17 protein-coding genes and 1 pseudogene are annotated in these 24,293 nt (G+C 73.8%); 13 read left to right on the top strand and 5 right to left on the bottom strand.

All coding sequences use genetic code 11. From position 1 onward, the window contains the following. Window positions 1-58: 58 nt before the first annotated feature. From ACN28A_RS07290 to rho, 6 genes and pseudogenes are all read left to right on the top strand, one after another. Window positions 59-1,288: pseudogene (locus ACN28A_RS07290) on the top strand (MFS transporter); the annotation flags it as partial. A 127-nt stretch (window positions 1,289-1,415) separates the two neighbouring features. Next, window positions 1,416-2,111 carry a phosphodiesterase gene (locus tag ACN28A_RS07285; protein ID WP_421393548.1) on the top strand — a complete coding sequence of 232 codons (696 nt, stop codon included), beginning with the start codon at window positions 1,416-1,418 and terminating at the stop codon, window positions 2,109-2,111. A 94-nt stretch (window positions 2,112-2,205) separates the two neighbouring features. After that, window positions 2,206-3,072, top strand: coding sequence for an SPFH domain-containing protein (locus ACN28A_RS07280; protein ID WP_421393547.1), 867 nt, complete (start codon window positions 2,206-2,208; stop codon window positions 3,070-3,072). A gap of 12 nt (window positions 3,073-3,084) precedes the next feature. Further along, window positions 3,085-3,414 (top strand): hypothetical protein, encoded by a 330-nt coding sequence (locus ACN28A_RS07275; RefSeq protein ID WP_421393545.1) that lies wholly within the window; start codon window positions 3,085-3,087, stop codon window positions 3,412-3,414. 85 nt (window positions 3,415-3,499) lie between these two features. Then, window positions 3,500-4,447 (top strand): homoserine kinase, encoded by a 948-nt coding sequence (gene thrB / locus ACN28A_RS07270; protein ID WP_421393544.1) that lies wholly within the window; start codon window positions 3,500-3,502, stop codon window positions 4,445-4,447. Window positions 4,448-4,745: 298 nt separating this feature from the next. Further along, window positions 4,746-6,746, top strand: coding sequence for a transcription termination factor Rho (rho, locus tag ACN28A_RS07265; protein ID WP_421393542.1), 2,001 nt, complete (start codon window positions 4,746-4,748; stop codon window positions 6,744-6,746). 77 nt (window positions 6,747-6,823) lie between these two features. Here rho and ACN28A_RS07260 read toward each other — a convergent pair whose 3' ends face one another. After that, window positions 6,824-9,694 carry an AfsR/SARP family transcriptional regulator gene (locus tag ACN28A_RS07260; RefSeq protein WP_421393540.1) on the bottom strand — a complete coding sequence of 957 codons (2,871 nt, stop codon included), beginning with the start codon at window positions 9,692-9,694 and terminating at the stop codon, window positions 6,824-6,826. Between the two features lie 212 nt (window positions 9,695-9,906). Between ACN28A_RS07260 and ACN28A_RS07255 the strand changes: the two genes are divergently transcribed. Both ACN28A_RS07255 and ACN28A_RS07250 read left to right on the top strand, forming a co-directional pair. Then, window positions 9,907-10,776 carry a hypothetical protein gene (locus tag ACN28A_RS07255; protein WP_421393538.1) on the top strand — a complete coding sequence of 290 codons (870 nt, stop codon included), beginning with the start codon at window positions 9,907-9,909 and terminating at the stop codon, window positions 10,774-10,776. Window positions 10,777-10,904: 128 nt separating this feature from the next. Continuing rightward, complete coding sequence (locus ACN28A_RS07250) at window positions 10,905-14,372, top strand: phosphodiester glycosidase family protein (protein ID WP_421393536.1); 3,468 nt, start codon at window positions 10,905-10,907, stop codon at window positions 14,370-14,372. Here the strand turns inward: ACN28A_RS07250 and ACN28A_RS07245 are convergent. From ACN28A_RS07245 to ACN28A_RS07235, 3 genes are all read right to left on the bottom strand, one after another. Further along, entirely contained in the window at window positions 14,319-16,151 is a 1,833-nt protein-coding gene (locus ACN28A_RS07245; protein ID WP_421393534.1) for a glycoside hydrolase family 15 protein, read from the bottom strand. The genes ACN28A_RS07250 and ACN28A_RS07245 overlap by 54 nt on opposite strands. Before the next feature lie 102 nt (window positions 16,152-16,253). Next, entirely contained in the window at window positions 16,254-17,156 is a 903-nt protein-coding gene (locus tag ACN28A_RS07240; protein WP_421393532.1) for an AAA family ATPase, read from the bottom strand. Then, window positions 17,153-18,274: an RNA ligase gene (locus tag ACN28A_RS07235; protein ID WP_421393530.1), complete on the bottom strand. Its 1,122-nt coding sequence runs from the start codon at window positions 18,272-18,274 to the stop codon at window positions 17,153-17,155. The genes ACN28A_RS07240 and ACN28A_RS07235 overlap by 4 nt, the downstream gene beginning before the upstream one ends. A 299-nt stretch (window positions 18,275-18,573) precedes the next feature. Between ACN28A_RS07235 and rpmE the strand changes: the two genes are divergently transcribed. Continuing rightward, window positions 18,574-18,798 carry a 50S ribosomal protein L31 gene (rpmE, locus tag ACN28A_RS07230; RefSeq protein ID WP_421393528.1) on the top strand — a complete coding sequence of 75 codons (225 nt, stop codon included), beginning with the start codon at window positions 18,574-18,576 and terminating at the stop codon, window positions 18,796-18,798. Between the two features lie 166 nt (window positions 18,799-18,964). Further along, window positions 18,965-20,053, top strand: a complete 1,089-nt coding sequence (gene prfA / locus ACN28A_RS07225) for a peptide chain release factor 1 (protein WP_421393527.1) — start codon at window positions 18,965-18,967, stop codon at window positions 20,051-20,053. Window positions 20,054-20,106: 53 nt separating this feature from the next. On the opposite strand, the gene ACN28A_RS07220 is transcribed toward prfA, so the two are convergent. Further along, window positions 20,107-21,660, bottom strand: coding sequence for a GGDEF domain-containing protein (locus ACN28A_RS07220; RefSeq protein ID WP_421393525.1), 1,554 nt, complete (start codon window positions 21,658-21,660; stop codon window positions 20,107-20,109). A gap of 256 nt (window positions 21,661-21,916) precedes the next feature. Between ACN28A_RS07220 and prmC the strand changes: the two genes are divergently transcribed. The 3 genes from prmC to ACN28A_RS07205 all read left to right on the top strand — a co-directional run bounded on the left by prmC (window position 21,917) and on the right by ACN28A_RS07205 (window position 24,209). Continuing rightward, window positions 21,917-22,783 carry a peptide chain release factor N(5)-glutamine methyltransferase gene (gene prmC, locus ACN28A_RS07215; RefSeq protein ID WP_421404213.1) on the top strand — a complete coding sequence of 289 codons (867 nt, stop codon included), beginning with the start codon at window positions 21,917-21,919 and terminating at the stop codon, window positions 22,781-22,783. 162 nt (window positions 22,784-22,945) lie between these two features. Next, window positions 22,946-23,590, top strand: a complete 645-nt coding sequence (locus ACN28A_RS07210; RefSeq protein WP_421404211.1) for an L-threonylcarbamoyladenylate synthase — start codon at window positions 22,946-22,948, stop codon at window positions 23,588-23,590. A gap of 1 nt (window position 23,591) precedes the next feature. Then, on the top strand, window positions 23,592-24,209 hold the full coding sequence (locus ACN28A_RS07205; protein ID WP_421393523.1) for a phosphotyrosine protein phosphatase: 618 nt from the start codon (window positions 23,592-23,594) through the stop codon (window positions 24,207-24,209). Window positions 24,210-24,293 lie beyond the last annotated feature (84 nt).

Here is a 24,293-nt window from a genome sequence, read left to right as displayed (position 1 = left end):
GCACCAGCGCCGAGCATCGGTGCCGGCGGCGGAACGGGTCCGAGTAGGGTCCTGGTACGTGTCGTCTGCCGTTTCAGTCCTTACCCGGAACCGGGACTTCCGCCGCCTCTTCACCGCCGAACTCGTCGTCTTCGGTGCCGACTGGTTCGTGATGGTCCCGCTGCTGGTGCTGCTGCCCGAGCTGACCGGCAGCGGGATGTGGGGCGCCCTGATCCTCGCCGCCGACAACGGCATCCTGGCTCTGCTGCTGCCGTACGCCGGCACCGTCGCGGACCGGCTGGACCGCCGGCGGATCCTGATCGCCTCGAACCTCACCGCGCTGGCCGCGATCGTGCTGCTGCTCGGGGTACGCAGCTCCGGCACCGCCTGGCTCGCCCTGGTGGCGGTCGGCGCGGTGGCGGTGGCCAAGGCGTTCTACTCGCCGGCCGCCTCGGCGGCGCTGCCGAACGTCGTCGACCCGGACGACCTGGCCGCCGCGAACGCGGTCGCCGGCTCGGCGTGGGGCACGATGAGCATCGTCGGCGCGTCACTCGGCGGCGTGCTCACCGCGGCCGTCGGCCCGTACGCCTGTTTCTGGGTGGCCATCGGCGGCGTGGCGGTGGCCGCCGGGCTGACCCTGCTGATCCGCCGCCCGATGCAGCAGCCCCGCGACCGGGACCTGCCGGTGCCGAACCCGTGGGCGGCGCTCGGCGAGTCGATGCGCTACATCGGGCAGCGTCCCCGGGTGCTGGCGCTGGTCACCGTGAAGAGCGCGGTCGGCCTCGGCAACGGGGTACTCACCGTCTTCCCGCTGCTCGCCGTCCTCTACGGCGCCGGCCCGATCGGCACCGGCCTGCTCTTCGCGGTACGCGGCGCCGGCGCACTTGTCGGCCCGCTGCTGATGCGCCGGGTACTCAGGCACCGCTCCTGGCTCTTCACCGGGCTGGCCCTGTCGATGTCGCTGTACGGCCTCGGCTATCTCGGCGTCTCGGTGACCCGATGGTTTCCGCTGGTGCTGGTGCTGGTCTTCGTGGCGCACCTGGCCGGCGGCAGCAACTGGGTGATGTCCAACTACGCCTTGCAGGCCGAGGTGCCGGACCGGTTGCGCGGGCGGGTCTTCGCCACCGACATGATGCTGGCGACGGTGGCGATCGCGCTCAGCCAGCTCGTGGTGGCCGGCGTGGTGGACCACGTCGACCAGCGGGTGGTGCTGGCCGGCTGCGGCCTGACCACCCTGCTGTACGCCCTCGGCTGGTGGGTCGCCACCCGCCGCCTGACCCCCACCGACGAGCCCCCCACCGACGAGCCCCCCACCCCGTCCACCCCACCCACCCCTCCTCTTCCGCCCCGCGTGCCGTCCGGCGGGGAGGGCACTCTTTCCCCGAAGTAGTGCCAGTTCGAGCGTCGGAGGGGACTCTTTCCCCGAAGTAGCGCCCGTGCGTAGTTCAGCAGGGGCGGGGTACTGGGCGGGGATGGGGACGGGGCGGGTCGCACGGTGGCGCGGGGGGCGGCTGCTGCACCCGCGTGGGGTCTCGTTCGGCGGCGAGGTCGAGCTGTCGGGGTCGTTCGCCGAGCGGGCGGTCGGCGGTCCCGGTCGGTATCCGGCGACCGTGCGGCTTTCCCGGGGCACTCCGACCCCGGCAGGCTGGCCGGACGTGCTGGGGCTGGCAGTCCGGCTGCACGGTGCCGACGGCCCCTTCGACCTGCTGCTCTCCAGCACCGGCCGGCCGCGACTGCTCCGGCACCTGCCGATGCCCCGCCGTGACTTCGCCGGGCCGTACGGGAGCCTGCTGGCGTACCGGATCGACGGCCGCCGGACGTACCTGCTGGCGGCTGCCGACCGTCCGCTCGGGGGTTCGCTGGCCGAGCTGGCCGCGCTCGCCGCCCGGCACGGGGTTCGGTTCGACCTGCTGGCCGCCGACGGGTTCCGGGCACCGTGGCGGGTCGTCGGCCGGGTGGTGCTCGGCGCACGACTGCCGGCCGGGACGGACGCGGCGCTCGCCTTCGACCCGGACGGCCGGCGCGGTTCGGGGCTGCGGCCCAGGGGTCTGATCCAGTGGCTGCGCCGGGCGGGTTACCCGGTCTCGCAGCGCGGCCGGAACGCCGCCGAGGACCAGACCCGGCTGCCCTGACCCGACCTTCTTCCGGCTCCGGCTTGTCCCGGGGTCGACGGGACTGCGCTCGTTGGATATCCTAGTGATATCACTTCGCTAGCAAGGAGATGTCATGGAACGAGCCGCCTTCCGGATCTCCGGGTTCATCCCGATCGTGGTGATGCTGGTGCTGGCCGCTGCCGGGGTCGCGAGCATCCTGCCGGTGCTCGACGAGCCGGGTGTCGATGTCCGGGTCGGCGTGGTCGCCGTCGGCTACTCGCTGCTCGGCACGCTGGTGGCCACCGGCTTCACCGTGGTCAACCCGAACGAGGCCCAGGTGGTGCAGTTCTTCGGCCGCTACGTGGGCACCATCCGGCAGGCCGGACTGCACTGGACCTGGCCGCTCACCGCCCGGGCGAAGGTGACGCTCCGGGTGCGCAACTTCGAGACCGCCCGGCTCAAGGTCTCCGACGCCGACGGCAACCCGGTGGAGATCGCCGCTGTCGTCGTGTGGCGGGTGGTCGACTCCGCGCGGGCCGCCTTCGCGGTCGACCACCACGTCGAGTACGTCGCCGTGCAGTCCGAGGCGGCCGTCCGGCACCTGGCCACCAGCTACCCGTACGAGGCGCACGACTCCGGGCGGGCCAGCCTGCGGGACAGTGCGGTGGTGAGCGAGGAACTCACCTCCGAGCTGCGGGAACGGGTCGAGCTGGCCGGCGTCGAGGTGCTGGAGTCCCGGATCACGCACCTGGCGTACGCCCCGGAGATCGCCCAGGCGATGCTGGCCCGCCAACAGGCGAGCGCGATCGTGGGAGCCCGGTTCAAGATCGTGGAGGGTGCCGTCGGCATGGTCTCGAACGCGTTGGACCGGCTGCGCCAGGAGCACGTTGTCGAGTTGGACGAGGAACGCAAGGCGCAGATGGTGTCGAACCTGCTGGTCGTCCTCTGCGGCGACCGGGCGGCCCAGCCGGTGGTGAACACCGGCTCCCTCTACAGCTAGGTTCGCCCCCTCATGGCGGAACGCAAGAAACTCCTGCTCCGGCTCGACCCGCAGGTCCACGAGGCGATCGCGAAGTGGGCGGCGGACGACCTCCGCAGCGTCAACGCCCAGATCGAGTACGCCCTGCGGCTGGCCCTTCGTTCGGCGGGCCGGGCGGCGAAGCCGGCCTCGGCCGGTGGCTCTGCGGCCGGTGGCTCTGCCCGGTCGCCGGCCGGGTCGGACAGCACCGGAGCCGACGGCTCGGCCGGTGGTCCTGCCGGATCGCCGGCCAGGCCGGACGACATCCGGCCCGGCGGAACTGGGCAGCAGGGTCGGGAAGCCGACGGCGTCGCGGAGCCGTAGGCCCGGCGGTGTCCGAGGGTGTGCTGGCGTCCCAGGGCGCGGACGGGGGCGCCGGTGCAGGCCACGGGCCGCCTAGCATGAGCCGATGCGGCCGACCTTCGTTTCCGAACCGGTCCGGGTCCAGGTGCCGGCGACAAGCGCCAACCTCGGTCCGGGCTTCGACGCGCTCGGCCTGGCGCTGGCGCTCTACGACGACGTCACGGCCCGGACGGCGCCGAGCGGCTGTCGGGTCGAGGTGACCGGGCAGGGGGCCGGGGAGCTGCCGGACGGCGACGACCATCTGGTCGTCCGGGCCATGCGGGCCGCCCTCGACACCCTCGGCGGCCAGCCGGGCGGGCTGGTGGTGGAGTGCGTGAACCGGATTCCGCAGGCGCGCGGCCTCGGCTCCTCGTCGGCCGCGATCGTCGCCGGGATCCAACTGGCCCGGGGGCTGGTCGAGGACGGGATGCGCCGGCTCGACGACGCGGCGGCGCTGCGGCTCGCGGCGGAGATCGAGGGACATCCGGACAACGTCGCGCCGTGCCTGCTCGGCGGCTTCACGATCGCCTGGATGGCGGAGGACGGCCTGGCCAGGGCCGTCCGGCTGCCGGTCGCGCCACAGGTCCGGGCCACCGTGTTCGTACCCGAGGAGCGGGGCCTGACCGCGACGGCCCGGGCGGCGCTGCCGGCGACGGTGCCGCACGCCGACGCGGCCCGCAACGCCGGTCGGGCCGCCCTGCTGGTGCACGCCCTGACCACCGATCCGACGCTGCTCTTCGAGGCCACCGAGGACCGGCTGCACCAGGACCACCGGGCGCCCGGGATGCCCGGTACCGCCGCCCGGCTGGCCGAGTTGCGTGCGGCTGGTGTGCCGGCTGTGGTCAGTGGGGCCGGCCCGTCGATCCTCGCGCTGACCGGCGGCGACGAGATTTTCCAGGCGGGAATGGGCTGGACCGCGCAAAGGTTGCCGATAGACGTAGCCGGGGCCCGGGTCGATGGGGGTACACTGGGACACGCCGAGCGGGACCCTGTTGCCGCAGGTCGGAAGAGTTGATTACGCTCTAGACTTAGCACAGCCGCGAAGCAATGCGACTCCTGCGGGTCGGTGCACCCCCGAAGCTCTCGGCGGTCAGCCCGTCTCACCCCTGCCTAGGTCTACGCCGCACCGCAGTTTCCACAGGTCGCCGCAGGCGGCGAGACCTGCCCACCGATGTTGGTGGGCCGGGAAACCAACCGGCTGCTGTGTTGCAGACTCCCGTGACGCGTCAAGCGAGACGGGTGTACCGAGGCCGCCCGGCCAGCCAGCACTTCAGGCCACGGGCAGCCCCGGCCTTATCGAGGGAAGGAATCCATTGAGCGACACCACCGACGTGACGTCGGATGTTTCCAACGTCGCTGGCGAAGCCACCACCGGCGCCACCCGTCGTCGGCGGACCGGCACCGGGCTGTCGGCGATGCTGCTGCCAGAGTTGCAGAGCCTGGCCGCGTCGCTCGGCATCTCCGGTACGGCCCGGATGCGCAAGGGTGAGCTGATCGCCGCCATCTCGGAACGGCAGGCTGGCGCCACCAACACCGTGGGCGGCGGTGCGCCGCGTCCCCGCGCCGAGGTCTCGGCCGCGGCCGCCCCGGCTCGCGAAGAGGTCCGGGCCGAGGTGCGGGACAGCGCCGACCGGCCGGACACCGAGCGTCGGAACGCCGAGCAGGTGCCGGCCGCGACCGGCGGCGGTGAGGGTCGGACCCGGACGTCCCGCCGGTCCAGCCGTACCGCTGTCGCCACCGCCGAGGCGCAGACCGAGGCGGCGCCGACCGAGCGGGCCGACCGAGCGGAGCGGGCCGATCGCGGTGACCGTGCCGACCGTGCCGACCGTGCCGAGCGCGGTGACCGTGCCGAGCGCGGTGACCGTGGCGATCGTGGCGAGCGGGCCGAGGGTGCCGAGCGCACCGACGGCGGCGACCGCAACGACCGTTCCGACCGGGGCGAGTCGCGCAACGGCCGCGACCGCAACGAGCGGGGTGACCGGGGCGAGCGCGGCGAGTCGCGCAACGACCGGGGACAGCGTTCGGCGGACCGGGACAACCGGGACAACGACGGCGACGACGACGGTGACGGCGGTGGCCGGCGCAGCCGGCGGAGCCGTTTCCGGGACCGGCGCCGGGGTCGTGGCGACCGGGCGGAGAGCGGCGAGGGCGGTGGCGGCCGGGAGCCGCAGGTCAACGAGGACGACGTGCTCGTCCCGGTGGCCGGCATCATCGACGTGCTGGACAACTACGCCTTCGTCCGGACCACCGGCTACCTCTCCGGCCCGAACGACGTCTACGTGTCGATGTCCCAGGTCAAGAAGTACGGCCTGCGTCGCGGTGACGCGGTCACCGGCGCGGTGCGCGCGGCCCGGGACGGCGAGCAGCGGCGGGACAAGTACAACCCGCTGGTGCGGCTGGACACGATCAACGGGATGGACCCGGACGAGGCGAAACGGCGTCCCGAGTTCTACAAGCTGACCCCGCTCTACCCGCAGGAGCGGCTCCGGCTGGAGACCGAGCCGCACATCCTGACCACCCGGGTCATCGACCTGGTGACGCCGATCGGCAAGGGTCAGCGGGCGCTCATCATGTCGCCGCCGAAGGCCGGTAAGACGATGGTGTTGCAGGCGATCGCCAACGCGATCACCCACAACAACCCCGAGTGCCACCTGATGGTCGTGCTCGTCGACGAGCGGCCCGAAGAGGTCACCGACATGCAGCGCTCGGTCAAGGGCGAGGTCGTCGCGGCCACCTTCGACCGCCCGCCGCAGGACCACACCACGGTCGCCGAGCTGGCGATCGAGCGGGCCAAGCGCCTGGTCGAGCTGGGCCACGACGTGGTCGTACTGCTCGACTCGGTGACCCGGCTCGGCCGGTCGTACAACCTGGCCGCACCGGCGAGTGGTCGGATCATGTCGGGTGGTATCGACTCCACCGCGCTCTACCCGCCGAAGCGGTTCCTGGGCGCGGCCCGGAACATCGAGAACGGCGGCTCGCTCACCATCCTCGCCACCGCGCTGGTGGAGACCGGTTCCGTGATGGACACGGTCATCTTCGAGGAGTTCAAGGGCACCGGCAACGCGGAGCTGAAGCTGGACCGGAAGATCGCCGACAAGCGGGTCTTCCCGGCCATCGACATCCACACCTCCGGCACCCGTAAGGAGGAGATCCTGCTGGCACCGGAGGAGTTGGCGATCACGCACAAGCTGCGCAAGGTGCTGCACTCGCTCGACTCGCAGGCCGCGCTGGACCTCCTGCTGGACCGGCTCAAGCAGTCCCGGACAAACATCGAGTTCCTGATGCAGATCGCGAAGTCGACGCCGGGGGAGTAGCCGACGCCGGGAGAGTAGCTGCCCGATCCTTACGGAGCGCGATCCCGACGGAGACAGCTCGATCCTGACAGCGACACTCAGTTGTGGGGCCCGGCCGGGAGACCGGCCGGGCCCCACGCCGTCGCGGCGAGCCTGGCCCGGAGTTGGTCCGCGTCCGGGTGGCGCAGCTCGTCGTAGATGGCCAGGGCCTGCCCCCAGGCGGTCCGGGCGGCGTCGAGGTCTCCGGCAGCCCGGTGGCTGTCCCCGAGGTTCGCCAGCACCTCTGCCTCGTCGTACCGGTCGCCCAGGTCCCGGTGCAGGGCCAGGGCCCGCAGGTGGCACTCCACCGCCCGGTCGTGCTGGCCCAGCCGCTGGTGGGCGTAGCCGAGACTGTCCCAGGTGAGCGCGGCACCGCGCCGGTCCTCGTTGCGGGCGTGCAGGGTGAGGGCCTGGTGGCAGCAGACGACGGCCCGGTGGTGGTCGCCGAGCCGGCCGTGCAGCCAGCCGATGTTGTTGAGCGTCTTCGCCTGTCCCACCGTGGAGGCGGTGGCCTGATAGAGCAGCAGGGCGCGTTCGGCGTGTTCCAGGGCCGTCCGGTGCCGGCCCTGCCGGGCGAGCAGCCAACTGACTCCGACGTGCGTGTGCGCCTGGCCGGCCCGGTCGCCGAGCTCCTCGTAGAGGTCGAGGACCCGCCGGAAGTGACGGTGTGCCTCGCCGTGCCGGCCCAGCCAGGTGTACGCGACGGCCAGCCCCCGGTGCGCGTGCGCCTGGCCCGGCAGGTCGGCGCGGCGCTGTGCCGCCGCCAGGGCGACGCGCTGGGCCCCGGCCAGTTCCGTCCAGTGCCCCTGCCGGTCCAGGAACGTCGTGACCAGCGCGGCGAGTTGCCAGGCGTGGCGGTCGAAGCCGGTCGTGGCGGCCTGGACGATCGCCGCGAGCAACACCCGGTGTTCGGCGGAGAGCCAGGCCATCGCCTCGGCGTGCCCGTCCGGCCGTTCGACGGTCACCCCCGGCCGGGGCGGCGCGAGCTGGACCCGGGGCGCGAGCCCGTGTGGGTCGAGCAGGTGGTCGGCGGCTCCGGCGGCGTGCAGGTAGTGGTCGAGCAGCCGGTGCCGGGCGGCCTCCCGGTCGCCCTCGCCCTCCGTCCACAGGCAGAGTTCGGCGGCGTACGCCCGCAGCAGGTCGTGGAAGGCGTACCGCCCCGGTTGGTCCTCGGCGAGCAGGTGCGCCCGGGTCAGCCCGGCCAGCAGTGGGCGTACCCGGGGTGGTGGCAGCCCGGCCAGGCTGGCCGCGGCCGGCGCCGAGACGTCCGGGCCGGGGTGCAGCCCGAGCAGCCGGAAGAGCCGGGCCTCGGCGGCGTCCAGCGTCCGGTACGACCAGGAGAGCACCGCCCGTACCCCGGTGGCCGGATCGACGGCGTCGAACGCCGCCAGGGCGTCCTCGGCGCCCCGCAGTTCGGCGGCGAGGGCGGTGAGCGGAAAACGGGGATTGATCGCGGCCCGCGCTCCCGCCACGGCCAGGGCCAGTGGCAACCGTGCGCACCGCTCGACGATCTCGTCGACCGCGACCGGCTCGGCGGCCACCCGGTCGGCGCCGACGCGCCGTTCCAGCAACTGCCGGGCCTCCACCGTGGAGAGCCGGTCCAGGGTGAGCGGGCGTGCCCCCTCGGACACCACCAGCGGCAGTAGCTGGTCGCGGCTGGTCACCACGACCAGGCAGCCCGACGAGCCGGGCAGCAGTGCCCGGACCTGGTCGGCGTCGCGGGCGTTGTCCAGCAGGACCAGCATCCGCCGGCCCGCCAGCGTGCTGCGGTAGAGGGCGGCCTGCCGGGACTCCTCGGTGGGAACCTGGTGCGGGGGGACCCGCAGGCCGTCCAGGAAGTCCCGGAGTGCCTCGCCCGGCGTCACCGCCCGCCCGTCGAGGTCGAAGCCCCGCAGGTTGACGTAGAGCTGGCCGTCGGGAAAGCGGTGGGCGACCCGGTGGGCCCAGTGCACCGCGAGCGCGGTCTTGCCCACCCCGGCGGTGCCGCCGATCGCCGAGATCACGACCGGGGCGGGTCCGGCACCGTCGTCCGCCGGACGGGGGAGCAGCGCGTCGAGCTGGCGGAGCACCGCCGTACGCCCGGTGAACCCGGCGATGTCGGCCGGCAGCTGTGCCGGCACCGGCCGCCCCGGGAAGTCCTCGGCGACCGCCGCGGCAACCGGCGCGACGGCATCGACCGCCGCGGCGGCCGGCACCTCGTGCCGGAGGACCCGCAACTGCGCCGAGGACAGTTCGGCGCAGGGCTCGACACCGAGTTCGTCGGCGAGCCGGGACCGGGTCTCGGCGTAGAGCCGCAGCGCGGGTTCCTGCTGACCGCAGCCGGCCAGTGCCAGCATGCAGCGGGCGACCAACCGTTCCCGCAGCGGATGCTCGGCCAGCAACGGACGCAGCGTGCCGAGCAGCCGCTCGTGCCGGCCCGACGCCAGCTCGACCTCGGCGAGCTGCTCGTACGCGGCCAGTCGCTGCTCGGTCAGCCCGGCCGCGGCGGCCGGGACGAAGGCGCCGGCCGCACCCGCCAGCGCGGGACCGCGCCAGAGTGCGAGCCCGGCGCGCAGCTGTGCGGCGGACTCCTCCGGCCGCCCGTCCCGGGCGGCGCTCCGGGCCCGTTCCACGGCCCCGGCGAACTCCGCCAGGTCGAGGCTGCCGTCGGCGACGGCGAGCCGGTATCCGCCGGCCCGGTGCGCGAGCAGGTCGCCGGCATCGGCGGTACGCAGGGCGGCGCGGAGCTGCGAGACGCAGACCTGCACCTGTGTACGAGCGCTGGGCGGCGGCTCGTCGCCCCAGAGTGCCCGCTCGATCTGTGCCACCGACACCACGCGGTTCGGGTTGAGCAGCAGCAGTGCCAGCAGGCCGCGGTACTGCGGCCGGCGGATCTCCAGCGGCCGTCCGGAGACCGTCGCCTCGACCGGGCCGAGGAGGCACCAGCGCATCGCCCCACCTCACGGTGTGCCGTGACGTCCTCATCGTAGGTTCGCCACCTGGCGGTCGCTGCCTAGTGGTCGGATAGCGGACGCCAAGCGACCGCTCGGAGGCTTGTCCCGCAGCACCTTCCGACACTCCGGGGGTTCCACCCCGGCGGGTCCGGACGGGTCTGCCGGGTGGCCGGCGGTCGGCCCCCGGAGGGGGAACAGGAGGCAGCGCGATGAGTAGTTCCGCACGATCCGGCCGCGCCGTACTGGGCGGGCTGGCCGGCGTCGCCGTCACCGTCGCGATGGCGACGGTGCCCGCGGCACCGGCCGCGGCCGACCCGCCGGGCCTGGTGAAGGTCGGCGTCAACTCGGCCCGGAACAGCGTCGACAAGGCGGTGACCGCGAGCTGCCCGGCGGGCACCGTGGTCACCGGCGGTGGGGGCTATCTCGCCGCCTCGAACAGCGCGTGGGGGCACGTCGGCATCGAGCGGTTCGAACCGCTGGCCGGCGGTACGGGTTTCGTGGTCACGATGCGCGAGGCCGGCAGCGTCGACTTCCCGGACGACTGGACACTGACCGGGCAGGCGGTCTGTGCCCCGGCCCCGGCCGGCTGGCAGGTGGTCGCCACCACCGGCCCGGCCGAGAGCCAGTACGTGACCGCCAGTTGCGGCACCAAGCGGGTGATCGGGATGGGGGGCCGGATCAACGGTGGTGGTGCCGGTGACGTCCTGCTGGACCAGGTGGTGCCCGCCGCCGACCTCCGGTCGGTGACCGCCCGGGGCGTGGCGGTGCCGGGCTCGGGGCCGCCTGCCGGCTGGAGCGTGACGGCGTACGCGATCTGCGCGACGAACCCGGCCGGGCTGGAGCGAATCTCCGTCTCGACCAGCCCGGACGCCACCGGACACGCCGGGGTCAGCCAGTCCTGCCCGGCCGGGAAGGCGCTCTACAGCGCGGGGGCCGACATCGTCGCCGGCAACGGCGCGGTGCTGCTCTCCGGGGTGAACATCATCGACTCGGACACCACGTCGGCGTGGGCTGACGAGTACGACGGCGGTCCGTCGAACGCGTGGAGTTTCCTCGGTTACGGCATCTGCGGAAGCTGACCGGACCGGGACGCGGGAGCCGCCGGCAGGCACGCCTGCCGGCGGCTCCCGCCACGATGCTGGAGTTTTTCTTCGTTTCACTCGACGGCTATTGAAACTTACCAACTTTGTCGGGTTGACTACCGGGCATGCGTACCCGCCGATCCCTCCGTGCCGCCGGACTGCTCCTGCTGGTGCCGCTGATCACCGCCGTCGGGCCCGCACCCGCGCCGGCGGCCGCGCACCCGGCACCGCCCGCCCGGCACCCCGTCGGCGTGCCCACCGCCGCGGCGGAGGCATCGGCCGTCGGAGCAGGGATCGAGACCGACACCCGGACCAGACCGGTCGCACCCGGGCTCGCGCTGACCTCCTTCGACAGGTACGACGCCGACGGCTGGATCCGGGCCGACGCGCTAACCGCCGACCTGGCCGGCGGGCTGACCGTCGACTACGTCAACTCCGGCGAGGTGACCCGGACCGAGCCGCTGCGGAAGGCGGCGGACCGGACCGGCGCGGTGGCCGCGGTCAACGGGGACTTCTTCGACATCAACAACTCCGGCGCGGCCCAGGGGATCGGCATCCGCGGCGGCGAACTGGTCCAGTCGCCGGTCGCCGGGCACCACGAGGCGGTCGGGGTCACCGCCGAGGGAGTGGGCCGGGTGGTCCAGGTGCACTTCGACGGCACCGCCACCCTGCCGGCCGGACCGGTCCGGCTCACCCAGTTCAACAACATGGTCGAGGCCGGCGGGACCGGTGTCTTCACCCCGCTCTGGGGGTCGTACCCGCGCACCCGGGCCGTCGAGGGCGCCAGCCGGGTCACCGAGGTCACGGTGGTCGGCGGCCGGGTCGACACGGTCAGCCCGGCCGCCGGCAGCGGCCCGATCCCGGCCGGTACGACCGTGCTGCTCGGCCGGGAGGCCGGCGCCGACGCGCTCGCCGCACTGCGCCCCGGCGACCCGGTCGACCTCCGGTACGCCCCGAAGCCGTCGGACGGCAGCACGCTGCGCGCCGCGGTCGGCGGCAACCGGGTACTCGTCCGCGACGGGGTGCCGCAACAGATCGGCGACGTGAACCCCGAACCCCGTACCGCGGTCGGGTTCTCCGCCGACGGCCGGAAGATGTACCTGCTCACAGTGGACGGACGGCAGGCCGACAGCCGGGGCGTGACGCTCACCGAACTCGGCCGGATGATGGCCGAACTCGGCGCGCACGACGCCCTCAACCTCGACGGCGGCGGCTCGTCCACCCTGCTCGCCCGCGAACCCGGCCAACCGGCGGTGCGGGTCGAGAACAGCCCGTCGGACGGCTCGGAGCGGCCGGTGCCGAACGGACTCGCGCTCTACGCGCCGCGGGGGAGTGGACGGCTGCGGGCGTACTGGCTGAAGACCGTGCTCGACCCGATGGCCGCGCCGGGCGCGGGGCCGGTACGCGGCGGGCGCCCGGACCGGGTCTTCCCCGGGCTGACCCGGCGGCTCGCGGCGGCCGGCCACGACGAGACCTACGGTCCGGCGGCCGGCACCCCGCGCTGGCGGGCCGAGCCGGCGTCCCGGGGCGACGTCGACTCCGCCGGGGTGTTCCGGGCCCGCCGGCCCGGCGAGGTCACCGTGACCGCGTCCCGGGGCCGGGCGAGGGGCGAACTGCCGCTTACCGTGCTCGGCCCGCTGGCCCGGATCGACGGCACCGTCGACCGGGTCGGCTTGGCCGGCGCGGGCGGCAGCGGCTCGTTCGGCGTGGTCGGCTACGACGCGGAGGGGAACACCGCACCGGTCGAACCGGCCGACCTGCGCCTGGACTACGACCGGGACCTGCTGGAGATCGCCCCGGCCGTCGACGGCACGCTGACCGTGCGGGCCAAGGTGGACAGTGGCGCCGGGCTGGTCACGGTACGGGTCGGTGCGGCCAGCACGGTGCTGCCGGTGACGGTCGGGCTGACCGACGTGCCGGTGGCGACGTTCGACGACGCGCAGCAGTGGCGGTTCAGCGCCGCCCGGGCCACCGGCTCGGTGACCCCGGCGCCGGGCCGCACCGGCACCGGCCTGAAACTGGGGTACGACTTCGGCCAGTCCACCGGCACCCGCGCCGCGTACGCCGACCCGCCCGGCTACATCCCGGTCGCCGGCCAGCCGCAGGCGTTCGGGATGTGGATCCACGCGAGCGGTAACGGCGAGTGGCCCAGCCTGCACCTGCACGACGCCCTCGACCAGCAGCACGTGCTGCGCGGCCCGTACCTGGACTGGACCGGCTGGCGCCACGTCGAGTTCGCCGTACCGGCCGGGGTGGCGTACCCGGTGCGGATCCGCCGGTTCTACGTCGCCGAGACCGACGCGGCCGCCGCGTACACCGGGGAGGTGGTCATCGACGACATCGTCGCCCGGGTACCCGCCGAGGTGACCGCACCGGCCGAACCGCTCCGCACCGATCGGGTGGTGCTGACCGACGGCACCGTGGACCGGGCGCCCTGGCGCTTCGCGGTCCTCTCCGACGCCCAGTTCGTCGCGGCCGACCCGGACAGCGAGCAGGTCGCCCAGGCCCGCCGTACGCTCCGCGAGGTGAAGGCCGCCCGGCCGGACTTCCTGGTGATCGCCGGGGACCTCGTGGACACCGCCTATCCCGAGGACTTCGCCCTGGCCAAGCGGATCCTGGACGAGGAGCTGGGCGGCACGGTGCCTTACCACTACGTGCCGGGCAACCACGAGATCATGGGTGCCCCGATCGGGAACTTCCGGTCGGTCTTCGGGGACACCCACCGGGTCTTCGACCACACCCCGCCCCGGGGCGGCACCCGGACCCGGTTCGTCACCCTGGACACCTCCACCGGCAGTCTGCGCGGCGGCGGGTTCGACCAGGTGCGCGCGCTGCGTACCGCCCTGGACGGTGCCGCCCGCGACCCGGCGGTCGGCTCGGTGGTGGTGATCGAGCACCATCCGCCCCGGGACCCGACCCCGGCCCGGGCCAGCCAGCTCGGCGACCGCAAGGAGGCGGCGCTGCTGGAACGCTGGCTCGCCGACTTCCAGCACGAGACCGGCAAGGGCGCCCTCTTCGTCGGCGGGCACGTCGGCGCCTTCTCCGCCGACCGGGTGGACGGGGTGCCGTACCTGGTGAACGGCAACACCGGCAAGAACCCGTCGACCGCGCCGCAGCTCGGCGGGTTCAGCGGCTGGACGATGTTCGGGGTGGACCCGGTCTCGCCGGCCGAGGCGGCGGCGGCCCGGCGGGACCCGCTGGCCGAGGGCCCCGAGTGGGTGAGCGCGCAGACCCGGGCGCACGTCGACGCGCTGGACCTGTCCGCACCGTCGAGCCTGCCGGCCGGTTCCGCCGTACCGGTCACGGCCACGGTCGTCCAGCCGGGTGGGCGCCGGGTGCCGGTCGCCGCCCCGCTGAGCGCGGACTGGTCCGGTTCGGCAAACCTGCACGTCGGGCCGGTGCAGGGCCTGCGGCCCTGGCATGCCGCCTGGTTCGATCCGGCCACCGGCCGACTGACCGGGCTGCGCTCGGGCGGTTCCGTCGAGCTGGCGGTCACGGTGAGCGGGGTGACGAGCCGGTGCACCGTCCCGCTTCGCCGGTCAGGGGCGGACGTCCCGGAGTTGGTCGAGGGTCATCGCGGCACTGATGAGTGACAGATGGCTGAAGGCCTGTGGGAAGTTGCCGATCTGCTCTCCGTGCGGGGCGAGTTGTTCGGAGTAGAGGCCGAGGTGGGTGCTGTAGGTGAGCATCTTCTCGAAGGTGAGCCGGGCGTCGTCGAGGCGTCCGGAGCGGGCCAGGGCCTGGACGTACCAGAAGGTGCACATGCTGAAGGTGCCCTCGGTGCCGGGCAGGCCGTCGGGTGACGCGATGGGGTTGTACCGGTAGACGAGGCTGTCGCAGACGAGTTCGTCGTCGATGGCGGCCAGGGTGGACCGCCACATCGGGTCGTCGGGGGCGATGAACCCGACGGACGGCATGGCGAGCAGCGCCGCGTCGAGGACGTCGGTGGAGTGGTGCTGAACGAACGCGCGACGTCCGGAGTGGAAGCTCCGGTCCATGATCTGGCGGTAGATTGCGTCCCGGTTGCTGGTCCAGCAGCGGGTGTCGGCGGGGCGCCCGTGCCGCTGGGCGAGCCGGATGGCCCGGTCCAGGGCGACCCAGCACATCAGGCGGCCGTAGGTGAAGTCCTGCCGACCGCTGCGATTCTCCCAGATGCCCTCGTCGGGCTGGTCCCAGTGGTCGCAGAGCCAGTCCATCATCTTCACCGTGTTGAGCCACGCCTCGTGGGAGCCGCGCAGGCCGTGCAGGTCGGCCTCGTGTATCGCGTCCAGGGCGGCGCCGTAGATGTCGAGCTGGAGCTGCCGGGCGGCCTCGTTGCCGATCCGTACCGGGCGGGAGCCCCGGTAGCCCTCGAAGTGGCCCAGCGTCTCCTCGTCGAGGTCGGCGGAGCCGTCGACGCGGTACATGACCTGTAAGGGTGTGGCGCTGTCCGCCGACTCCTGGATCCGTTCGTTGAGCCAGTGCAGATAGCCGCGGGCCTCCTCGGTGAAGCCCAGCCCGAGCAGCGCGTGTACGGAGAGCGAGGCGTCCCGTATCCAGGTGTAGCGGTAGTCCCAGTTCCGCACCCCGCCGATCAGCTCCGGAAGCCCTGCGGTGGGGGCGGCGATGAGTGCACCGGTCGGTGCGTAGGTCAGCAGCTTCAGGGTGATCGCCGAGCGTTCCACCATCTCCCGCCACCGGCCACGGTAGCGGGAGCGGTTGAGCCAGCCTCGCCAGAAGTTCCTGGTCTCCTCGAACATCGACCGTAGTTCGGCGGGCGTGATCACATGGGGCGGCTGCTCCGCCGCGGTTTCCAGCACGATCCCCGCGGTGTCGCCCTCGCCCAGCGTGGCGAACGCCCCGACGCCCCCGCCGTGCAGTTCGAGGTCGTGCTTCTCGATCAGTCGTCTCTCGATCTGGCGGGCTGGATGCAACGTCAGGGTGAGTGTCGGGCTGCGGAACAGTACGCCCTCCGACTGGATCTCGATCTCGTGCGGGTCCCGGCCGTAGTTGAAGCGCGGCTGACAGTCGAGCCGGAAGCGCATGGTGCCCCGGATCACCCGGAAGATCCGGACGAGGCGGTGCCGGTCGGTCTCCCGGTCGTCGACCACCGGCATGAAGTCGATGACCTCGCCGACGCCCTCGCTGCTCATGAACCGGGTGATCAGGATCGGGGTCTCCGGCAGGTACAACTGTTTGCTGGTGTAGTCGACGTCGTACGGCGCGATCCGGAAGTGGCCGCCGCGCTCACGGTCCAACAGGGCTCCGAACAAACTCGGTGAGTCGAACCGTGGCGCGCAGAACCAGTCCAGGCTGCCGTTGTCCGCGATCAGCGCGGCGGTCTGCAGGTCGCCGACGAGGCCATGTGCCTCCACGGACGGGTATGCGACCATCGAGATTGCCGATCTTCAGCAGGGCTTCCGGGCATGCTCCTCCGACCCTAGGTGCCGCGGGTCGCCGGGGAGGCCGGTTCACCGCGAGCGGGTGCGGGACACCTAGAAGTCGCCCTCGGCGACCTGGAAGACGGTCAGGCCGAGGGCGCGCCACATCCGGACCACCTGCATCCGGTCGTCGAAGACGCCGACCACCCGGTAGCGGTCGCGGATCTCCCGGTCGAAGATCTCCCGCTTGACCACCGAGTCGCGCCGCTGGTCGCCGACGGCCCGCATGTGCAGGGCCAGGTACGGCACCCCGACGTGCTCGGCCAGCCAGGACTCCGTCTGCTCGCGGCAGGACGCGTCCCGTCCACTGCAGAACACCACCCCGTAACCGGCCGCGTGCATGGCCCGGACCGCCGAGATGACGGCCGTGTTCGGGACATCCTCGCCCACCCGGGTCATGTCGTACGGGCTGCGCCCCGACATCAGCGCGACCGTGCCGTCGATGTCCACGAGCACGATTTCCGGCGCCCGCTCGTCCGGCGGCGGGGTGTAGACGTCGGCCGGCCCGCCCGGCTCGACCGTCGGCACCGGCAACGGCAGCGACCGCCCGGCCAGGTAGCGCTCGTGCAGCCGGCGGATCGCCTCCTCGCCGACCCGGTCCGGCTCGGGCCGCTCGGCGTCGCGCCGGACACACTCGTCCACCGGTACGTCGGTGAAGTCGTGCACCTCGAACGTGGCACCGTACCGGGCGGCGAGTTGTGCCCAGTCCCGCAGGGTCCGGGAGCGCAGGTTGGTGTCGTCGACGCAGACGTCCGCCCCGGCCCGGAGCAGCGCCTCCACCTGGGCCCGCTGCACGACGGTGACCTGGCCCTCGGCCCACTGGGTGAAGAGCCGCTCGCCGTGCAGCATCCGCCGCAGGTCGTCCCGGTTCACCCGGACGACGCCCGGTTGCAGCTTCCGGGCGAAGGTCGTCTTGCCGGAGGCGGGCAGCCCCCGGGTGACGATCAGTCGGGTCATCTCGCCTCCTCACCGGTGTTCGTCGTCTGTGGGGTCCAGTCCGCGGACGGGCGGGCCTGCTGCCAGAGCTGCGGGCGGTAGTCACGGCCGTCGAGGCGCAGGAAGAGGAAGGCCCGATCCGGATGCCGGCCGGCCCGCTCGGCGAAGTCGCGCCGGGTCCATCCGGTGGGGAGTTCGGCCACGATCTCACCGTACGCCTGCTCGATCTTGCGGGTCCGGGCCTCGACGGTAGCGGTCAGCTCGGCCACGACGGAGTCCACCCAGCGGTGGAACTCGTCCGGCAGCGGCGCGACCCAGGCAGCCAGGTCCCGGCCGGTGACCAGGTACTCCCAGACGGCCCGGGCGTTGAGCCCGAAGACCAGCCGGTGCAGCAGGAGGTAGCCCGGATACTTGATCTTGACTCGCTCGTCCGTGTCCGGCCAGTGCACCACCAGCCCCTCCCGACCCTCCCGCACCGGCGCGGTCAGCGCCTCGGCCAGGGTGCGGTACGGCAGCCGCTCGACCACCGGGCCGGGCCAGTCCGGCACCGTCTCCGGGCCGGAGCCGCGCCCGGTGGCGATCTCCACGCTGCCGAGCAGCACCAGGTCGTCCAGGCCGCCGTAGTCCAGCACGATCCGGTTCGCCGGATAGACGATCTCGACAAGCACGGTCCGCCCCGGCGGCGGGACGAAGCCGGGGTAGCGGGTCCGGAGCACGGCGGTGGCGTGCCGGGCCTGGTCCGAGGTGAACGAGCCCCGGGTGGCGACCGCGAAGCCGTCCCCGTCCGGATAGATGACCCCGAGGCTGCCGTCGGCCTTGTCGGTGACCACCGCGGGCGCGTCCGGCCGCAGTGTCGGGGCGCCGGGCTGGTCGTGGTTGAAGAACTTCGGGTACGGCCGGGCCACGACCGTACCTGTCGAGGTGTCCACGATCAGCCCCCGACAGGCCACCGTCACCGGCGTCCAGTTTCCGGCATAGGTGCACGCCTCGGTGTAGTTGTAGACCGCCAGCGGACGCTCCGGATGCCGCTGGACCCGGACGTGGCCGTCGGCGAGCGCGGCGGCCAGCGCCGCCGGGTCCAGGACGTCGGCGAGCCGGGTGGCGGCGGGCAGGGCGGGAGCGGGCGCGCGGGTGACCACGGGTGTGCCTTCCGGCGGAGTGGGAATGCCTGAGGGAGGAGTGACGTTATCCGTCACGGACCACGTGTGCAGCCCGGTTTCTCTGGCGGCGGTGCCCGGTTCGGGCAGCCCGCCGGCAGGTTTCGGGGCCGGTCCGCACCGCCCGGTCCCGGGACGGTCCGCCCGGCATGGCACACTGGTCAGTCGGCCACCGGTTCCGGTTCACGCCCGAGTCCGCCACCGCCCGCGACGCAGGTCGCGGACCGGCACGGCGGACGTGAGGGCGACCCGGCGACCACCCACGAAAGGACCGAGGCGACATGAAGCCCAACATCCACCCCGAGTACGCGACCACCGAGGTCACCTGCTCGTGCGGCAACACCTTCACGACCCGCAGCACGGCGAAGGGCGGCTCGATCCACGTCGAGACCTGCAGCGCCTGCCACCCGTTCTACACCGGTAAGCAGCGCGTGCTCGACACCGCCGGCCGGGTCGCCAAGTTCCAGCAGAAGTACGCCAAGGTTCAGGCCAAGAAGGCCAAGTAGCCGCGTCGACGGCGCCCGCCTCCGGCTTCCCGCCGGGGGCGGGCGCCGTCGTGCCGTATCGGCCGGCGTCACCCGGCCGGCGTCACCCGGTCGGCCCGCGCCCGCCGGCCCGCGCCCACCGCCACCGGCGGAGCCCGTCCACCGTTGCAGCAGAGGGAGTACGAGCATGAGCGGCGATCGGCTGGCCGGTCTCCTCGCCGAGTACGCGGAGCTGGAACGACGGCTCGCCGACCCGGCCATCCACGCCGACCAGGCCACCGCCCGGCGGGTGGGCCGGCGGTTCGCCGAGCTGACCCCGCTGCACAAGGCCGCCGGCGAGCTGGAGCAGGCCCGTGCCGACCTGACGGCCGCCCGCGAACTGGCCGCCGAGGACCCGTCCTTCGCGGCCGAGGCGGAGGCGCTGGCCGAGGCGCTGCCCGCGCTGGAGGCCCGGCTCGCCGAGCTGCTCATCCCGCGCGACCCGCACGACGCCAAGGACGTGATCCTGGAGATCAAGGCCGGCGAGGGCGGCGAGGAGTCCGCGCTCTTCGCCGGTGACCTGCTCCGGATGTACCTGCGCTACGCCGAGCGGCACGGCTGGGCGACCGAGGTGCTCGACGCGCAGGACTCCGACCTGGGCGGGGTGAAGGACGTCTCGCTCGCGGTCAAGGCGAAGGGCGTACCGGAGGGCGGCAACGGGGTCTGGTCCCGGCTCAAGTGGGAGGGCGGGGTGCACCGGGTACAGCGGGTGCCGGTCACCGAGTCGCAGGGGCGGATCCACACCAGCGCGGCCGGCGTACTCGTGCTGCCGGAGGCCGAGGAGGTCGACGTCACGATCGACCCGAACGAGCTGCGCATCGACGTGTTCCGCTCCTCCGGCCCGGGCGGCCAGTCGGTGAACACCACCGACTCGGCGGTGCGGATCACCCACCTGCCGACCGGGATCGTGGTCTCCTGCCAGAACGAGAAGTCCCAGTTGCAGAACCGGGAGCAGGCGATGCGGATCCTCCGGGCCCGGCTGCTCGCCAACGCCCAGGAGCAGGCCGACGCCGCCGCCTCGGACGCCCGCCGCTCCCAGGTGCGTACCGTCGACCGGTCCGAGCGGATCCGGACGTACAACTTCCCGCAGAACCGGATCACCGACCACCGGATCGGCTACACGGCGTACAACCTCGACCTGGCGCTCGCCGGTGAGCTGGACGGCGTACTCGACGCGCTCGCCGAGGCGGACCGGTCCGCCCGGCTGGCCGGCGAGACGGAGCTGTCCCGCCGCTGACGCCGCGCCCGGCAGGCCGTGCCGGGCGGTCGGGGTCGCCGGCTGCCCGGGAGTCAGCGGACGGCCGCCGAGGCGGCCCGGGCCTTCGCCCGGTCGGCACCGGCGAAGGCGCGGTCCAGCGCGTCCCGCAGCCCGGCCGCCGAGGCGGAGATCTCGGCGAAGCCGACGCCCACCCGCACCGGAGTGCCCGGGACCATCGACTCCCAGTCCTCGGCGGCGACCGCCGCGCTGATCCGCCGGCCCACCTCGCCCGCCTCGGCCATCCCGGCGCCGGGCAGCACCACCACGAACTCGTCGCCGCCGTACCGGGCCACGAAGTCGCCGCGCCGCATCACCCGGTTGACCACCCCGGCGAGCCGTTGCAGCACCAGGTCGCCGCAGTGCCGGCCGTGTGTCGCGTTCACCGCCCGGAAGCCGGCCAGGTCGACCACGCCGAGTACCGCCCGATCGCCCCGGCTGGTCATCGCGGCGACGTAGCGCTCCAGCCGGCGACGGTTCGGCAGGCCGGTCAGCGGGTCGGTGAGCGCCTCGCCCGCGTCGTGGGCGGCCTCCCGGCGCAACTCCTCGTGCTCGATCCGGGCCGCGATGCCGTCCACGTAGACGTCCCGGAGCCGGTCGTTGCGTTGGGTCGCCAACCGGAACGCGTACCGGTCGGCCCGGTGTGCCGCCGCGTGGTCGCCCAGCCCGGCGTGCGCCAGGCTGGAGAGCCGGGCGTGTTCCGCCGCGCCCAGCGTCTCGGCCGAGACGTGCACCGTCTCCAACCGGGCCAGCGCCTCGGCGGGCCGGCCGGCGGCGATGGCCAGGCAGGCCGCGCCGAGCTGCCGCATGTCCCGGGTACGCGCGCTGTCGCCGCCGTTGCCGAGCAGCCGCGCGGGATCGAGTTCGGGTGCCGCCGGCCGGCCGGTCGCGGCACCGAGCGCGGCCTGCCGGGCCAGCGCGTACCCGTACGCCGCCCGGCTGCTCGGCCGCAACCGGTCGGCCGTGCCCGCCGCGACGAACCGTTCCAGGTCGCCGCCGACGTCCCGGAGCACCCGCAGACAGCCGTCGCTGTCACCGTGGTGGTCGAGTGCCACCGCGTTGCGCAACCGGATGCCGGGTGCCGCGAAGGTCTCCTCCGGAATCCCGACGGCCAGCCCGAGCCGGCGGGCCCGCTCGATGGCGTTCAGGGCGTAGCCGTGGAAGCCGAGGTAGGAGTACGCCATCGCCAGGTCGTGCCAGCCCCAGGCGGTCTCCCGGTCGGGATCGCCGATCGAGCCCAGCGCACGGGCGCCCCGGACCAGGTGGGTGACGCAGCGGTCCAGCGCGCCCTGGTTCTGCGCCGCCAATGCGGCAAGCGCGTGCAGGTGGCCGTGCAGGTAGGGCTCGGGCAGGTCCCGGGCCGCGTCGAAGGCCTGCTCCACCGCCCGGGTGTACTCGGCGGTACGGCCCAGGTTGAGGATCGCGGAGAGCCGCTGGAGCAACGCCTCGGCCCGGGAGTACGGGTCGTCGGTGCTGCCGAGCACCCCTTCGAAGATCAGGCACGCCTCGGCCGACCGGCTGCTCTCCATCAGGGAGCGGGCCCGCTTCAGCTCCTCGGCCCGATCACCGACCCGGTCGAGCCAACTCACGCACAACCTCCATCGCCTTCGCCAGCGGCCCCGTGGAGTGGAGGAGCCGGCCGGTCGCCCCGGAGGCAGGGGTGCCCTCCGGATGCCCGACCGGTCCGAGCACCCAGTCGATCGGGGGTGGAACGCGCGCCCGCCACGCGATGATCCCCGGTCGACGTTTCATGATTATGTCGTGACACGTATTCCCGGGCATCCCCCGGAACCGCCGGAACCGGTCCGACCCTCGGTCCCGGACCGGGTCCGACCGTCCGTCGCGCTGGCGGCGGCGGCGTCCGCGCTGGCCGGGGCCGGGGTCGGGCCGGCCCGCGTCGAGGCCGAACTCCTGCTCGGGTACGTCCTCGGCGTGTCGCGGGGTGCGCTGGCCGTGGCCGACCCGCTCACCCCGGAGCAGCAGGACCGGCTGGCCGAGCTGGTGCGGCGGCGTACCCGGCACGAGCCGTTGCAGCATCTGCTCGGCTCGGCGGCGTTCCGGTATCTGGACCTGGCGGTCGGCCCGGGCGTCTTCGTCCCCCGCCCGGAGACCGAACTGCTGGCCGGCTGGGGTGTCGAACAGGCCCGCCGGCTGGTCCGGCCCGAGGGCGGGTCGGAGCCGCTGGTGGTGGACCTGTGCAGCGGCAGCGGTGCGATCGCGCTCTCGGTCGCCGGGGAGGTGCCGCGGGCCCGGGTGGTCGCGGTCGAGCGGGCCGCACCGGCGCTGGACTGGCTGCGCCGCAACGCCGCCGAGCGGGCCGGCGCCGGTGACCGGCCGATCGAGGTGCTGGCCGGGGACGTGGCCGACCCGGAGCTGCTGGCCGGGTACGCCGGCCGGGTCGACGTGCTGCTCTGCAACCCGCCGTACGTGCCGGACGGCACCCCGGTCCCGCCCGACGTGGCCGGGCACGACCCGGCCGACGCGGTCTTCGGCGGCCCGGACGGGCTGGCGGTGATCCGGCTGCTGCTTCCGCAGGCGGCCCGGCTGCTGCGTCCGGGCGGGATGCTCGGGATCGAGCACGACGACACGCACGGCACGGCCGTGCCGGAACTGCTCCGGGACGACGGCCGGTTCGTCGACGTCGCGGACCATCCGGACCTGGTCGGCCGGCCCCGCTTCGCCACCGCCCGACGGGCCGGGACCCAGGAGTGAGTCGCCCGCGTCGCGGTCTCGTCTGCGCGCGGTCCGGCTCGCGGTCTCGTCTGTGCGCAGCTCCGCCTCCGGTTCCGGCTGCCTGGCGGACGCGAGCCGGTAACCGGCCGGAAGTCCCCGTGCCACGGCCGGCGCGGCGGCGTGGCAGACTGGCTCCCCGTGATGCTCTACGACTGCCGGTCGCTGGCGGAGCGTGACCGAGGCATCGCCGCGGCCGTCGAGGCGGTCAAGAACGGCGAGCTGGTCGTGATCCCGACCGACACGGTCTACGGGATCGGCGCGGACGCCTTCACGCCGTACGCGGTCAAGGCGCTGCTCAACGCGAAGGGCCGGGACCGGCAGCATCCGCCGCCGGTGCTGGTCGGCTCCCGGCGCACGCTGGACGGGCTGGTCTTCATGCTGCCCACCGCCGCCCGGGACCTCGCCGACGCCTTCTGGCCCGGTGCGCTGACCATCGTGGTCGAGCACTCGCCCAGCCTCCAGTGGGACATCGGCGACACCGGCGGGACCGTGGCGGTACGCATGCCGATGCACCCGGTCGCCCTGGAGGTGCTCCGGGAGACCGGGCCGATGGCCGTCTCGTCGGCGAACAAGACCGGGCAGCCGCCGGCGGTCACCGCCGAGGAGGCGCGGGAGCAGCTCGGCTACGCGGTCCGGGCCTACCTGGAGGCGGGGCCGTGCCCGGATCCGGTGCCGAGCACCATCGTCGACGTCACCGGCGAGGTGCCCCGGGTGCTGCGCCAGGGTGCGATCCCGCTGGAGAAGCTGCGCGACGTCGTACCGGACCTCCAGGGCCAGGAGTCCTGAGGTGCCGCCGTTCACGGTCCTGCACGTCTGCCTCGGCAACATCTGCCGGTCGCCGATGGCCGAGCGGCTGCTCGCGCTGGCCGTACGCGAACGGCTGGTCCGGTCGGCGGTGGCCGACCCGGACGACGCGGACCGGCTGGTGCACAGCCACAGCGCCGGCACCGGCGGCTGGCACGCGGGCGAGGAGATGAACCCGCCGGCCGCCCGGCAGGTCCGGTCCCGGGGCGGGAACGTGGCCGACTTCGGTGCCCGCAAGCTCCGCTCGGAGCACATCGACGCGGCCGACCTGGTGCTGACCGCCACCGCCGACCAGCAGGAGTACGTGGTGGCGCTGCGCCCCGACGCCGCGGACCGCACCTTCGTGCTCGGCGAGTTCGGCCGGTTGCTGCCCACCGTGGACGCCACGGCACTGCCGCCGGCCGAGGCGGCCGACCCGGACGCGGTCTACGCCCGGGGCACCGCCCTGGTGGCGGCGGTGGCGGCGGCCCGGCGTGGCGCGTCGCCGCTGCCCGGTGACGATCTCGACGACCCGTGGGGCCGGGGCGACCAGTGTTTCAGCCGGGTCGCCGACGAGATCGAGGAGGCGGTCCGGCCGCTCGCCGCCGTCCTGCTGCCCTGACGGCGCGCATCTGGGCGGGCGGTCAGGCGGCTCACCCCGCTTCGTGAATCTGCCCCGTTTTGTAGCGAAACCAGTGCATTGCCC

This window comes from Plantactinospora sp. WMMB782 (genome assembly GCF_049179135.1).
Taxonomy (GTDB): domain Bacteria; phylum Actinomycetota; class Actinomycetes; order Mycobacteriales; family Micromonosporaceae; genus Plantactinospora.
Note: the sequence above shows the minus strand (reverse complement) of the source record. Positions and strands in the feature narration are given on the sequence as shown.

Coding starts and splice junctions, on each gene's coding strand:
- ACN28A_RS07240 (WP_421393532.1), bottom strand. CDS start 17,156: ATGACCCGACTGATCGTCACCCGGGGGCTGCCCGCCTCCGGCAAGACG.
- ACN28A_RS07260 (WP_421393540.1), bottom strand. CDS start 9,694: ATGCGCTGGTGCCTCCTCGGCCCGGTCGAGGCGACGGTCTCCGGACGG.
- ACN28A_RS07280 (WP_421393547.1), top strand. CDS start 2,206: ATGGAACGAGCCGCCTTCCGGATCTCCGGGTTCATCCCGATCGTGGTG.
- ACN28A_RS07245 (WP_421393534.1), bottom strand. CDS start 16,151: ATGGTCGCATACCCGTCCGTGGAGGCACATGGCCTCGTCGGCGACCTG.
- ACN28A_RS07255 (WP_421393538.1), top strand. CDS start 9,907: ATGAGTAGTTCCGCACGATCCGGCCGCGCCGTACTGGGCGGGCTGGCC.
- thrB (WP_421393544.1), top strand. CDS start 3,500: ATGCGGCCGACCTTCGTTTCCGAACCGGTCCGGGTCCAGGTGCCGGCG.
- ACN28A_RS07275 (WP_421393545.1), top strand. CDS start 3,085: ATGGCGGAACGCAAGAAACTCCTGCTCCGGCTCGACCCGCAGGTCCAC.
- ACN28A_RS07250 (WP_421393536.1), top strand. CDS start 10,905: ATGCGTACCCGCCGATCCCTCCGTGCCGCCGGACTGCTCCTGCTGGTG.
- rpmE (WP_421393528.1), top strand. CDS start 18,574: ATGAAGCCCAACATCCACCCCGAGTACGCGACCACCGAGGTCACCTGC.
- prfA (WP_421393527.1), top strand. CDS start 18,965: ATGAGCGGCGATCGGCTGGCCGGTCTCCTCGCCGAGTACGCGGAGCTG.
- ACN28A_RS07210 (WP_421404211.1), top strand. CDS start 22,946: ATGCTCTACGACTGCCGGTCGCTGGCGGAGCGTGACCGAGGCATCGCC.